The following is a 14,502-nucleotide window of genomic DNA, read 5'->3' on the forward strand; positions in this document are numbered from 1 at the left end:
AACCAGGACCTTTAGAAATCGGCACAAAAGTAAGGCACTTTGGCATATTAGTGAAACGTACACCCTTTTTTTTCAAATGGACTTTTGTTTTACAGGGGTTGAGAAACAGCGAGTTATAGCCGTTATTCTCCAATTAAATAAGGTGGGATTGCAAACAAGGTACTCCGGGGCGTTTTTTGTTTCCCAAAACACAGGACTTACGGAATAATTATTTCTCCTGCTCCCCCTTGACCTAAGCGGTATTTTTTAGAAACACTAAACGGCCGCAGGGCTTTTGCGTAGTCGTTTGATTCTAAAATCTTTATCGATTACAGCCACAAGCCTAATTATTCCGGTCATAATATTTATAGCCGGTGGTCGGTTTTTGGTCATTTCCGCCTTCTCCCTGATTTTCGCCTTTGCCTTCTTCACCGAATAAAAGATTGCTCCAGAAAGCTTTCCGTTTTTCGCGTCTTTCCTCGCGCTCCTCCAGCCGCGCCTGATAAGCCCGTATGCGCTGCACATAAGCTTCATCTGATTCGCCGGCCTGCCGGGGCGGTACGTTGATGACCCGGCCCTGTTCATCTTTGTAGGGCTGATCGGTCAAACGGCCGAACAAGCTTCGGTTGTCTTCAAAGTAGTAATAGCCGTCCTCATGCGCAGCAAGGATGGGCATCTCCTCAAGGTAGGGCGGGCACTGCATGAGCGCCGTGACCGTGTCCGCCGGGGCTTCAAATTTGGCGTAGCGTACAGACTTGAAAGCCTTGTCCTGATACACCTTTCTCATAAACGCGCCGTAAATCGGCAGGGCTGTGGACGAAGCCTGCCCCCGGTACAAGGTGCGAAAATGCACCTGCGGCCAGGAACCGCCCACCCAGGCACCGGCGACCAACCGGGGGTTGAAGCCCATATACCAGCCATCAGACTGATTTTGGGTCGTCCCGGTCTTACCGGCCAGGTCGTTGTAAAGCCCGTAATGGTAACGGAGCTTCCGGGCCGTACCGCTATCGACTACCGACTCCAGCATTCTTATCATCATATCAGCCTGCGATTGCTCCAGCACCCGTGGAAAACGGCGCGGGTTAGGCCGGTCAAATTCAGCCAGAATGGTGCCATCAGCGGTCTCAATGCGGTCCAGATAGTGCCACTCCGGACGGCGGCCACGATTGGCAAAGGTGCCGTAGACTTTCGTCATTTCGTAAAGGGAAGCCTCCACTGCGCCCAAAGCAATGGAAGGTACCGCCGGGATTCGGTTCTCAATGCCCATTGCCTGCCCCAGTTGCCGGACCGAGTCCATGCCCGTCCGCATCATGATTTCCACCGTGACGGTGTTGACCGAATTGCTCAGTGCGCCCTCCATAGAATAAACGCCATCGTATTCGCCATCGGCATTGCGGGGGGACCAGTTATCATATTTGGCGTAAGCCACCTGCCGGTTGTAAGTGTACTCACAGGGCAGCATGCCGCTTTGCAGGGCCGTGGCATACACTATCGGCTTGAAGGTGGAGCCGACCTGCCGTTTGGCAAATACATGGTCATACTGAAAATACTTGTGGTCAATGCCGCCTACCCACGCTTTGATCAGCCCTGTGGATGGATCAGCCGCCAGAAAACCCGCATTCAGCAGGGTAAGGTAGTACTTCACAGAGTCGAGCGGGCTCATTTCCCGTTCTTCTTCTCCCTTTTTCCAACTGAAGACCGTCATAGGGACGGGCTGCTGAAAGATAGCATCGATTGCTTCCTCTGAGAGGCCTTTGTCTTTTAGTTTCTGATAGCGCTCCGACTTCCGAACGGCCCGTTCCAGCACTTCACTGCTGACCCAGGGTGTCCCTTTTTTCCAGTCCTCGTAAAAGTTGCCCTGTACTTTGGTCATTTCCTCCTGCACGGCCTCTTCGGCGTAGCGCTGCAGACGGGCATCGATAGAGGTATAAATGCGAAGCCCATCTGTATATAGATTATAAGGTGTGCCATCGGGCTTGGTGTAATCTTTCAGCATATCATCCAGCTCATGCCGCAGATGTTCCCGGAAATAGGTCGCCAATCCTTTGTTGTGGCCTTCGGGCCGGTAGTCCGTTTCCAGAGGCAACTGTATCAGTGAGTCTTTGACTTCCGCATCCAGATAACCATAGCGCACCATCTGCCCCAAAACGATATTGCGGCGGCGTTCGGCATTTTCGGGATGGCGCACCGGGCTGTAGTAAGTCGTGGCTTTGAGCATGCCAACCAAAACGGCGGCTTCTTCCAGGTTTAAGGCTTCCGGGGATTTATTGAAAAAGCGTTGCGCTGCGACTTTGATCCCGAAAATCCCTTCTCCAAAGGATACGGTGTTCAAATACAGCCGCAGGAGCTCCTCCTTGGCATAGACCTTTTCCAGGCGGCGGGCAATCAGCATTTCCCGCATTTTATTCACCACCATCGACAGCATAAGGTAATCCTCCCTCGGATAAAGGTTCTTGGCCAGCTGCTGACTCAGGGTGCTGCCTCCCCCGGAGGACTCGTCCATGAGTAATATCGACTTGACCAGCACCCGGGCCGCAGCCCGAACATCAATACCGCTGTGCTCAAAAAAACGGGCGTCTTCGGTAGCGACGAGGGCATTGATTAAATCAGGAGAAATCTCCTCAAAGTCAGCATTGATACGGTTTTCCACATAGTACTTGCCCAGCAGAACGCCATCTTCCGCGTATACCTCGGAAGCATTGTGGTTGCTGATGGCCTCCAGCTCCGGATAACCCGGTACGGGCCCCAGAGCTTCAAAGTACACCAGCGCTGCAATCACAAGGACAGACAAAAAGCCTAGAATACCGAGCCCCCCCGTTATCAGCCCGGCAATAGCCCAGCGGGGGTGCCGGCCGTAAAAGCCTAAAGACCACTGACGGAGTTGCTGCCACTGTGCGACGGACCAGGTCCTTGCTTGTTCAAAAAAATTGGAGTTGGACTGCTGCATCTAAATCACTGCGTCTGTTTGTTTTAAAATGACCTTGTCTAACGCCAGGCGTTGCACTTTTATTCCCCCTTATGCATGAAAAATTGCCTTTTCTGGCTGCGAACGAAGCGATCGACAATCTGCTCTGCAAAATAAACAATATTTGTTTTAAAATCAACCAAATAGAAACAAACGTCAGCTATAAACGAAACTGCCGCTCCCCACACTCAGGTGGAAAGCGGCAGCTTATCAGCGCATTGCCTCCGTTAACGGATCAGGGACAAATCGCCCCGGTAGACCAGCCGGATGCCATCCAGGAATTCAACATCAATCACATAAACGTAGACGCCCATGTTCATGAACTCACCTTTAAAGGAACCGTCCCAAAGCGGTAGCCCTCCGGCGCAGAACAGACCATTGCTGACATCAAACCCACCATTTTGATAGACCTGATTGCCCCAACGGTCAAAGATATTCACACTTCGAATGGCCGTGACGCCGGTGCAGGGAAAAACCCGGAACTCATCGTTGGTGCCATCACCGTTAGGTGAGAAAGCGCCCGGGATATAGATATTCCGGTTGGCATCAAGCTCCACAAATACCGAGCCTTCCGCATCACAGCCATTTATATCCACAATGCGCAGGGTGTAATCTTGCGATTCCAATGGGAAGACCGTGGGGTTTTCCACTGTATCTGAGGACAGGTAAATAGCAGGGGTCCAAATAAAGGAGTCAACCTGCGTGCCCGCCGGGCTGATGATCGGCATGAGGCTTGTGGTGCTGTCGCCGAGCTCAATTTCCACCACCGGCTGAGGGAAGGTAACGGTGATCTCATCGGGCTGATCGATTTCCACAAAGAAGGCCGCAGAACAGCCATTGGGGTCGAATATTTCAATGGTGTGCTCCCCGTCACCGAAGATATCTGCAGGGACATCAGGTGTCAGTAACACCCCATTTCCATCAACCATGTACCGGTAATCATCCGGTGTGGTGCCTGCGCCTCCAAATACGGTGTCAATGAAAACCAGTGTAGTAGCATCGAAGCAGGGCGGATCTTCCGGATCAGGGATGATGGCCATGATTTCAGTAGGTTCGATCAGGCTGATGGACACAGAATCCTGACAGCCTTGCGTATCTGTGATCGTGATACCATAGGTGCCAGCCGTCAGTCCGCTCGCGAATCCGGTAGCGGCATTGCCCGCCCCCTGCGGTACATTGGCTGAGAAAGAGAAGGGGGTATTACCAACTGGATTAATATTGTCGTTGAAATTATAAGTCACCGCTATTTGCCCGTCTTCCTCACCGAAGCAGGAAATATCGCGGGTATTAACAGGATCGATGCTCAGCTCCAGGGCATCAGGTTCGCCAATTTCGGGCAGGCCATCCTGCTCACAGCCATTGGCATCAGTAACGATAACGTTGTAGGCACCAGCCATCAGGCCCGACACAGTGGCAGTTGTCTCATTAAGGTCAGGCCAGAGGAATGTGTACCCTCCTGCACCCCCCGAAGGCGTCAGCGTTATAGAACCATCTGTGCCTCCATTACAGCTCACGCTTGAAGAAGATACATTGAGCGCAATCGGATCAGGGCTCGGGATGATGACTTCTGCAGTTTGTACGCATCCATTCTCATCTGTCACCACCACCGTTTGGGAGTCCCGGCACAATTGCGTTGCGGTGGACGTCAGTACATCCAGGTCAATCTCCCCGCTTTCCCAGTTAAAGTTGAAGAGGCCGGTACTGCCATCAGCGTACATGGCCGTTGCCGTTGCCTGCCCATCGCATACGCCCTCGAAACAACTGACCGGCAGGACATCCGTAAAGGACACCTCAATACTCGGCGGGTCAACCACCTCTGCTGTTGCCGTTACGCCTGCACAGCCATTCGCATCCACAACAGTCAGGTTGTAAAGGCCAGCAGAGAGCCCCGGATTGAGCACGGTGGAAAGCGTATCTGAGCCCCAGATGTACTGATAAGGTGCGGTGCCACCACTGGCAAATACCGTAAGGCTACCATTGCTTTGCCCCACACAGAGCGGCGAGGATGAACCAATACTGTCGATAACCAGTGGTGCCGGTGCAACAACCTGTGCCGATTCGACCAGCTCACAGCCATCCTCAGCCGTAATAGTCACAAAGTAGGTGCCAGGTGCAAGGTTGGCAATAGCCGGTCCGGTCTCGTTATTGCTCCAGGTATAACTCTCGATTGGAGAGCCGCCGGGCGTCGCTGTGATCGTCAGGCTACCATTGGTATCATCAGAGCAGAGCAGGGTATCATTTTCAAACTCAATAATATTGGGCGGTGCCGGTGCTGTGACCGCAAAGGTGTCGATCGATGTGCAGCCATTGGCGTCCTCCAGATTGAGAATGTAGAGGCCTTGTACCAGATCCGTCAGGATAGAGTCTGTATCCATATTCGACCAGTCGTAAGTGTAAGGAGCCGTACCACCATCTACGCCCACAGTAATAGCACCATCCATACCACCGCCGGTACAGCTCTCGTTGGCCAGGTCCAGCAGCGTCACCTGAAGCGAATCAGGCTGTCCTATATTAAAGGTGTCTATGGTGAAACAACCGAGCGGGTCCTGATCGGTTACGGTAACGACATACAGACCGGGCGCCAGGTTATTGATGTTGGCTCCGGCAAGGCTGCTTCCGCCGGGCAGTGCGGTCCAGTTGTACGTGAAGGCACCGAATGGAGGTTGGCCGGTGGCGGTGCCCTGTACCTGCAGGAACGCATCATCCGCACCATTACAGCTGACGTGGGAAGAGTCCACCAGGGTCACGCCCAGTAGCTTGGTGGCCCCTACAGGAAAGCTGTCGATGACTACACACCCATTCGCATCCGTAACCGTCAGGTTGTACATGCCGGGGTCAAGGTCCAGCAGTTGTGCCGTTGCAGCAGTATCTACCGGCTGCCCTTCCCACTGATAATAGTAACTGCCCATATCATTTACGCCACCGGAAGCGCCTACAGTAATGGCACCATCCATGGCACCGCTACAGGTAGCATCCGTAATATTGGTATTCTGAGCCAGGAGCAGCAGTTCACCGGGTTGGCTGAGGGTCGTACTGGCTGTGGCAACGCACCCATTATTATCCGTAACGGTAACGGCGTAGGCCTGTGGCTGGAAAGAAAGCCCGGTAATGGTTTGGGTGGAGTCCCCGGTATTCCAGGAAAAAGTGAAGCCAGGCCCGGGGTTGGGCTGAGCCACGCCATCCAGCGTAATCTGAGCGGTCAGGCTGCCATCGCTATCGCCGTTACACGTGGGCTGAGTCTCAAGGAGGCTGAGCCCAAGGGCCGGGCCTTCGAGTACCTGCAATTCTATGGTGTCAATATTGGCAGGCATATCGCTGTCTGAAACAGTGATCGAGAATACCCCTTCTCCCAGCCCTGATGCCGTGAAGCTGTCGCCCGAGGCGGCAATTGTCCCGGTATTGTCCGGGCCGGCAGGGGGTACTGCATTCCAGGCATAAGTGTAAGGGGGCACGCCACCTGTAGCCGTGACGGTAAAGGTGCCGTCATCAAAACCGGCACAGGAGACACTATCCACGGTGCCTTGTACCAGTAAGATTGCATTGGTGATATTGACCTGCCCGTTATCAATGATAGTTGGAATATCCGCGTTTCCTGAATTGGCATTTCCGGCCTGTATATCCAGAGGGGAATCAATAATCGTCACCGCTGCCTCATCGCCCAGGTCGCCAACGACTTCAAAGCAAACCTCAAAGAGGAGTGCGCCATCCGGCAGGGTACGGGGCGTGGCCAGAAAGTCTGCCCACCCCATGGTCAGCCGCCCGGTATCGGTAATGGCCGGAGAGATATTAAAAATGCCCTGATCAAAGGAGGGCAGGTCAGACGTCAGGTTGTCAACACCTATAAAATCAAGCAGCGCAGGGTCCCATGCCATGGAAAACTGAGCATTGGTCAGGTTGACGAAGTTGGTCGTCGTCACCGGGACACAGACGGTATCGCCGGGAGCGCCATTCAGGTCGCCTACATCAAAAAGCACAGGCATCACGAGTGTATCGATCAGGCCGCAGCTTTTGCCATCTTCCACGATGACTTCATAAGTGCCTGTCTCGGGCACGGTATAGGTGATGGTATCGTTGTGGCCGGGCGTCACCGTTTGGACCGTGCCCATTGCGCCGCCTCCGATTTCATTAATGGTAATGGTGTAGGAAGTGGAAGGGTCAAACTCCGGCAGGCCGCCCTGCAGGACAAAGCTGCCTTCCAGCCCTCCGGCGGGGTCGACAAAGGTTTCGGTAATGGCGATGCTTTCGAGGTACACCACCGAAAAGGCTTCATCGATGCTGACGCTCACACAGGGACCGCCCTGCTCGTACTCCAAAGCAGAGGCGTTGTCCACGGTGATTGGGGCAAACCAAAACTGAATCGGCGCCGGCACGCCCATGTTATAGGCTTCCTGCAAGCTGCCGTTGTTGATCAGGTCGAGATTGCCAAAACTGTTGATGGTAGGTGCCAGCCAGATGCCATTCTCCTGATCAAATTCAAATCCATTGAGAATGATGGGCGAAGTCGTATTCAGAGAGGGGTCCGTCAGCACAGTGGTCAGGTCAGGCCCATCAATAGTTGGTATATCATCATAAAAGGCGTAAGCGATACCAGGCGCAGTAGCCGGGTTTGGATCGCCACCGAAGGAAAAATCCATGTTGTGGGTCAACCGCAGCGTATCGCCCATACACAAATAAATGGTGTCAGGGTCAATATCATTGGATTGCCCTGCGAAGGGGCCAAAACCCTGAATCGTCCCCGCATTATTCTGATTGCAGGGCACCCGAAAAGCACTTTCAGCAGAACCCAGTACAGAAACATTTTGAGGCACCTGCGCGTACAGCCCCATATTGGCGAGCAGCAGTAAGGCAATTGGAAGGAAAAATCTAATCATTGTTCCGGATTGATTTGAATATCGTTAATGGGATTTGGGTAAGGGCATATTTCAACAGGGCATAAAAATAGGCATCGCCCTCCGACTATTGTAATTTGTCGAAAAGTTTAATGGTCTGTAATACGGCTCCTTTACGGAAAGGTACCCGTACAATACTGAATTGAACGATGTTGCTGCTCAAAAAGTGTACGACTGGCCTTTTAATACGACAACAGTCGCTCCAACTGCGCCCGGAAGCGGGTTTTGGGTAAAAACTGCTCTTCCAAAACAGTCGAAAAAGGCACGGGGGTATCCAGGCTGCCTGCCCGAAGCACCGGTGCATCCAAATACTCAAACAGGTGCTCGCTGATGTAAGCGGAAAGCTCTCCGCCAATACCGCCCGTTTGGGTATCTTCGTGCAGGATAAGCACCCGGTTGGTTTTCTGCACCGTTGCCCGGATGGCGTCGTAATCCAGAGGCAAAAGGGTACGCAGGTCCAGGATGTCAGCATCGATGCCCATTTCCGCACAAACCTCCAGCGCCCAGTGCACGCCCATACCGTAGGTAATGATAGAGACTTCATCGCCCTCCGCCGCCAGGCGGGCCTTGCCGATTGGCGTGGTGTAGTACCCGTCAGGCACCGCCGCCGTCAGTCGGCGGTACAGGGCTTTATGCTCAAAGTACAGCACCGGGTTGGGGTCTTCAAAGCTAGCCAGCAGCAGACCTTTGGCATCTTCCGGGGTGGAAGGGTAGACGATCTTCAGGCCCGGAGTGTGGAAAAACCAGGCTTCGTTGCTCTGGGAATGGAAAGGTCCGGCACCTACGCCTCCGCCCGTGGGCATCCGGATGACCACATCGGCATTCTGCCCCCAGCGGTAGTGCAGCTTCGCCAGGTTGTTGACAATCTGATTGAACCCGCAGCTCACAAAATCCGCAAACTGCATTTCCACCATCGCTTTGTACCCCTTCAGGCTGAGCCCCAGGCCTATGCCTATGATGGCGCTTTCGCAAAGGGGCGTGTTGCGCACCCGGTCGTGCCCAAATTTTTCTGTAAAGCCATCCGTAATTTTAAACACCCCGCCGTAATCGGCAATATCCTGCCCCATGAGGACGAGGTTATCGTGGGCTTCCATGGCAGCCTCCAGGCCTTTGGAGATGGCATCTACAAAGCGCAGCTCGGTGGACGGCCCCTGTGGTGGTTTTGGGACTGGTGTATCAGGTGCATAGACATCCCCCAATTCTGTTTCCAGTACAGCTGTTACAGCCGGCTCGGCGTAGGCTTTGTCCAGCCCTTCGTTGATTTGCTGCTTGAATGATTTGCGGAGGGCTTTGACTTGTGCTTCATCGAGCACACCTTCCTGCAATAAAAAGCGCTCATAGTTGTCCAGGGGGTCGCGCTGTGCCCATTCGTCCATCAGCTCCTGTGGGACATACTTGGTGCCGGAAGCCTCTTCGTGCCCGCGCATACGGAAAGTGCGGCACTCAATTAGGACAGGCTCAGGGTTTTCACGTAGTTCGGCAGACAGGCGGGTAAAGGTTTCGTAAACCTCCAGGATGTTGTTGCCATCAATGACTTCGGACCGCATGCCGTAACCTTTAGCCCGGTCGGCAAGCTGCTCACAGCGGTACTGCTCGCTTGTAGGGGTGGACAAGCCGTAGCCATTATTCTCAATCACAAAAAGCACCGGCAGTTCCCAGACCGCTGCCGTATTGAGTGCTTCGTGAAATTCGCCCTCACTTGTGCCTCCTTCGCCGGTAAAAGCCAGGGAGACCTGGCCGGCTTTGCTTAGCTTATTGGCAAGCGCAACCCCTGCGGCCAGCGACAACTGTGGCCCGAGGTGGGAAATCATACCCACAATGCGGTAGTCCATCGCACCAAAGTGAAAAGACCGGTCCCGGCCTTTAGTAAACCCCAGCTCTTTGCCCTGCCATTGGGCAAACAGGCGCTCCAACGGCACTTCCCGGCTGGTGAATACGCCCAGATTGCGGTGCATGGTGAAGAGCAGTTCGTCAGGATGGAGGGCCAGTGCAGCGCCCACAGAGATCGCCTCCTGCCCAATGCCCGAAAACCACTTGCTGATTTTGCCCTGCCGCAACAGGATCAACATCTTCTCTTCGATCATGCGGGGCAGCAGCAGCCCTCGGTATAATTTCAGGAGCTCTTCATCAGAAAACGCACTACGGTCGTAGGCAAGGACGGGTGTTGAGATGACGTCGGCCATGGTTTTAGTTTGGTTAAATTCGGGCACAAAGGTAGGTGGTTTCTGAATGTCTGTGCAAGAAAAATCAGGCTTTGTTTATAGCTTTTCACCAAACAAAAGCCCTGTCTTCTGCCTTCAATAAGGTGAGACATTTCCAAGTTCAAACAACAATAGTTATGTTTAAGCACCATTTTCCCATATTTCTGATGGCAATAAGCCTGTTTTTTACAGCTTGCCAAAACACCAATAATGCAGGCGATAGCGCAGCCGATGGCACCGACTCCACCAGCATGGGTCAGTTTGTGGACGATGAAAACTTTAAAAATCAGCACGAAATGCCCGGCGAGGCCGCCCCTGCCAATACCGGCAAGCGCATCGAATTTGATACGCCCGACGGCAAAAAGGGCAGCGCCTACGCCCTGATGACGGCAACGCCCAGCGAAGAATACCTCCTCGTTTTTCACGAATGGTGGGGCCTGAATGACCACATCCGGCAGGAAGCCGAGCGGTACTTCGACGAGCTTGATACCGTCAATGTACTGGCCCTCGACCTGTACGACGGGGAGGTAGCCACCACCCGTGAGCGGGCAGGAGAGCTGACCAAAAGTGTCAGGGAAGACCGTGCCAAAGCCATCATACAGGGTGCCCTCGACCTGGCAGGCCCCAACGCCCGGATTGGCACGATTGGCTGGTGCTTCGGCGGCGGATGGTCCCTCAAAGCTTCCATACAGGCGGGCGACCGGGGAGAAGCCTGTGTCATGTACTACGGCATGCCTGTGCAGGACAAGGAAGCGTTGATGCCGCTGAAAGCACCCGTGCTGGCTATCTTCGCTCGTCAGGACGAATGGATTACGCCGGAGGTCGCCCAAAGCTTTGAGGACCTCGCGGTAGAAACTGATAAAACGGTACAAGTACAGTCGTACGATGCCGACCACGCTTTTGCCAATCCCAGCAGCCCCCGCTACGATCAGCAGGCAGCGCGTACGGCCAATCAGGCAGCGCAAGCCTTCCTGAAAGCGAATCTCTAGCCACCAAAACTTGCGTAGCTTGTAACCCTGCTCTATCTTCAACGTAACATTAAAGCACAATGAGCAGGCAAAATGGAATCATCGCTTTTGCTGTTGCCACACTGCTGTTGTCCGGGCTTGTGCTGATTTACGTTCAGCAACTCGACCCGGCGACGGCACAGGCCAAGGCAGCCGAAGTGCAGCTACAGGCTAATGAAGCTCAGGCACTGCGGTGGCTGGAGCAGGACAGCTTGTGGCTGGAACAGTGCCGGCAGCCCTTTAGCCATTCGGCAAACCGACCTTTGCCGAATGGCTTTTCTTTTATGTGCTATGAGGGTGACAAACGGGTATTTTGGACCGATACGCACATCTATTTCCCTGACCGCCTGCAGAGGCCCCAAGCCCTTAAGTTCCCCGGCAGAGCACCACAGTACTTCATGCCCCGTGAGCTTCCGGGGCCCTATTCCGTCGCAGTGGCCATCCCTTTGCCGGCTGTAGTCAATGACGAGTGGTCCCCTTCTCCTTACCCTGTCCACAATACAGCCGGGACGGTTATTGGTTACGTGCCCGATCAGGTGCAGCATCTGCCTGCCTTTTGGCAAAAAGTGCACCTCGCTGCCGGGCTCCTGTTTTCGCTGGCGCTGTTTTTCCTGGTCGATAAAGGGAGTCGGTTGCTGAGCCGACGCCTGAGCCCTACCCCGGTTTTTCTGACAGCAGTCCTTGTTGGAGCGCTATGGCTGCGGACGACAGGTATGCTGAGCTACCCTTCTCTGGAATTTCCGCAAAACCTACTGTCGATTCGCCTTCCTGTTGGCAACCTGGCGCAATTCACCCTGCTGCCGCTGCTTTTATTCTGGCTGCTAAGCCTGGGGCAACGCCTGCCGCTGAAAATAGGGGTCCGCGACCGGCATTCCTGGCAAAACGGTGTACTGGCAGCGCTGGGCTTCGGAAGTATCGTTACGGGCTTACTGATTGGTGGGACCCTGTTCCGTGCACTACTCCTGGAGACCGATCTGGATTTCGACTTCAGCAATGTGCTCATGCTGGGCACTGCGGAGCTGATTGCATTGGCGGCTATCGTGCTGCTCATGCTGACCTTTCTGCTTTTCAGCCTTTGGGCCGTCAAGGGTATTCACCGACTGCCCCTTGACCGAAATCAGCGGCTCCTGGCGATGGGCATTGCCATACTGCCCGGCATACCAACGGCCTTGTTCCTCAACCTTGGACTGGGATTGCTGCCGGTCTTGCTGCTACCCCTGCTCTATATCGCTCTGCTGGACCTTTTCGTGGAAACCGAAGCGGCCAGCCCGGCCTGGCTGATGCTCTGGCTGGCATTGCTCTCCGGTTTTGCCGCGGGGCTCCTCTTCAAGTATAACCTCGACAACGGGCACGAACAGCGGCTGGCTTTCGCCAAACAGCTTACGGACCCCGAAGATCACCGGGCAGAACAAGCCCTGCTGGAACTACAGGTGCAACTCGCTGCCGGCCCGCCTGCGGATAGCCTGGAGACGCTGCTGCTTTACACACCTTATTTATACAAGAATTTCAACTGGCACCTTCTGCCGGAAAGCGACATCCGCCACCACCAAACGGCGGACCCTGCCTTCCGGCTGTCCCCCAACCGCCATTACTATACCTACAGCTTGCCATGGCGCCAGGATAGTGCGCTGGTTTTTCAGCCTGCCCTGCAGCCCAACCGCCGGGTACTGCAGGAGCTCGTGCCTTCTGCTCCGCATCAGCAAACCCGTTATGCCATCAGTTTATTTAAAGACTCCGTGCGCATCGCCCAGCGTGGCTACTTTCTGCGGGAATGGCTGTCTGCCGACCTTTGGCCGGCGAAGGGAGAAAGCCGGGAACGCCTGAACAGCAAACGGGCCAATCTTTACTATGCCCATCCGGATGGCTACACGATCATCGTTGGGGAAGCCCTGGGCGGATACCTGAAACCGATTTCCCTGTTTTCCTACCTCTTTGCCCTGCTCACGGTGCTGTCGCTCCTGGTCTTTGGGCTCAACCGGCTCTACCCCATTTTGCCGGCCACACCGGGCAGCCTGCTTTTCGGCACGCCTTCTCTGCGCCACCGCATACAGCTTTCAGTCATTGGGCTTACGCTCTTTGCTTTCCTGTTTATCGGTGCAGTTACGGTAGCTTCTTTGCAGCAGTCTTCGGTCAGCTATCACGGGGAACGGCTGCTGGAAAAAGTAGATGTGCTGCTGCGTGATTTGCAGAAACAAGACTTTGACCCGCATGATCAGCATGCGTTGCGGGAGCTATCCGAAATTCATCAGGTCGACCTTTCGGTTTATGATGCCGGGGGCAGCCTGATCCGGACTTCGGTGCCCTTCTTTCTTTTCCAGGGCTGGCAATCGCCCCGCATCAACCCGGAGGCTGTACGGGCTTACTACCGGCAGGGGTTCAAGCCGGCTCTACTGGAAGAACGGGCGGGGGAGCTCCGTTACCTGTCGGCCTACGTACCGGTGGCTGAGCCCACACAGGGGCTGAGTTATTTTTTCCAAATCCCCTTCACTTCCGGCACGCGCAACCTGCAGCAGAATGTCCTGGGCTTTATCGGCAACCTGCTCAACCTCTATGTCTTTCTCCTGCTCATTGCCGGTGCCATCGCCATCACCGTCGCCAATTCCATTACCCGCCCGCTGATGAAGATCGGCGAGAAGCTGCGCGGTTTTCAACTTGGCCAAAATGAGCCGCTGGAATGGGAAAGCGAAGACGAGATCGGCAAACTGGTGAACGAGTACAACCTGATGATCCAAAAACTGGAGGAAAGCGCCGAAAAGCTACGGCAATCAGAACGGGAAGGGGCCTGGCGCGAAATGGCCAAGCAGGTGGCGCATGAAATCAAGAACCCGCTTACGCCCATGAAACTGAGCATTCAGTACCTGGAGCACGCCCGCAAATCGGATCCCGAACGGGCAGCCGCTATGATCAGCAGCGTGGCCCAAACCCTGATTGAGCAGATTGACGGGCTGGCGCGTATTGCCACCGAGTTTTCCAACTTCGCCAAAATGCCAAAGGCGGAACCGGAATCCCTGAATTTGAATACAGTGGTGGAAAGCGTTTACCGATTGTTTACGGAACATCAGGAACCGGCAGAGCGCATTGAGCTTACCTTACCGGATACGCCGGTGCCCGTCTTTGCCGACCGGGGCCACCTGGTACGCGTCCTCAACAACCTGATCAAAAATGCACAACAGGCCATTCCGGAGGACCGGCAGGGGCTCATCCACATCCGGGTACAGCCCGGCGCAACGCAGCACCTCATTACTGTTACTGATAACGGGACGGGCATTCCGGAGGAGGTGCAGCCCAAGGTATTCCAGCCCAACTTTACCACCAAATCCTCAGGTATGGGGCTTGGGCTTGCCATGTGCAAGAATATGATGACCGCAGCGGGCGGCGACATCTACTTCGAAACGGAACCCGGCAAGGGCACGACTTTCTTTATGGCACTGCCGGATGCTTCAGTAGCCAATTAATAAGGT

5 protein-coding genes are annotated in these 14,502 nt (G+C 54.5%); 2 read left to right on the forward strand and 3 right to left on the reverse strand.

From position 1 onward, the window contains the following. Positions 1–322: 322 nt before the first annotated feature. The 3 genes from IX84_RS06590 to IX84_RS06600 form a co-directional block, all read right to left on the reverse strand. Complete coding sequence (locus IX84_RS06590; protein WP_052515826.1) at positions 323–2,926, reverse strand: transglycosylase domain-containing protein; 2,604 nt, start codon at positions 2,924–2,926, stop codon at positions 323–325. Between the two features lie 245 nt (positions 2,927–3,171). Further along, complete coding sequence (locus tag IX84_RS06595; RefSeq protein ID WP_044217776.1) at positions 3,172–7,815, reverse strand: T9SS type B sorting domain-containing protein; 4,644 nt, start codon at positions 7,813–7,815, stop codon at positions 3,172–3,174. Between the two features lie 200 nt (positions 7,816–8,015). Next, positions 8,016–10,016: an alpha-ketoacid dehydrogenase subunit alpha/beta gene (locus IX84_RS06600; protein WP_044217778.1), complete on the reverse strand. Its 2,001-nt coding sequence runs from the start codon at positions 10,014–10,016 to the stop codon at positions 8,016–8,018. Between the two features lie 155 nt (positions 10,017–10,171). On the opposite strand from IX84_RS06600, the gene IX84_RS06605 reads away from it, so the two are divergent. Continuing rightward, positions 10,172–11,023, forward strand: a complete 852-nt coding sequence (locus IX84_RS06605; protein ID WP_052515827.1) for a dienelactone hydrolase family protein — start codon at positions 10,172–10,174, stop codon at positions 11,021–11,023. 59 nt (positions 11,024–11,082) lie between these two features. Then, the gene (locus tag IX84_RS30760; RefSeq protein ID WP_052515828.1) at positions 11,083–14,496 is read left to right on the forward strand and encodes a sensor histidine kinase; all 3,414 of its coding nucleotides are present in this window, start codon (positions 11,083–11,085) and stop codon (positions 14,494–14,496) included. Positions 14,497–14,502 lie beyond the last annotated feature (6 nt).

The organism is Phaeodactylibacter xiamenensis (assembly GCF_000759025.1).
Classification (GTDB): Bacteria; Bacteroidota; Bacteroidia; order Chitinophagales; family Saprospiraceae; genus Phaeodactylibacter; species Phaeodactylibacter xiamenensis.

What these genes read in the sequence shown, in the direction of transcription:
- IX84_RS06590 (WP_052515826.1), bottom strand. Translation starts at nt 2,926, where the DNA reads ATGCAGCAGTCCAACTCCAATTTTTTTGAACAAGCAAGGACCTGGTCC.
- IX84_RS06595 (WP_044217776.1), bottom strand. Translation starts at nt 7,815, where the DNA reads ATGATTAGATTTTTCCTTCCAATTGCCTTACTGCTGCTCGCCAATATG.
- IX84_RS06600 (WP_044217778.1), bottom strand. Translation starts at nt 10,016, where the DNA reads ATGGCCGACGTCATCTCAACACCCGTCCTTGCCTACGACCGTAGTGCG.
- IX84_RS06605 (WP_052515827.1), top strand. Translation starts at nt 10,172, where the DNA reads ATGTTTAAGCACCATTTTCCCATATTTCTGATGGCAATAAGCCTGTTT.
- IX84_RS30760 (WP_052515828.1), top strand. Translation starts at nt 11,083, where the DNA reads ATGAGCAGGCAAAATGGAATCATCGCTTTTGCTGTTGCCACACTGCTG.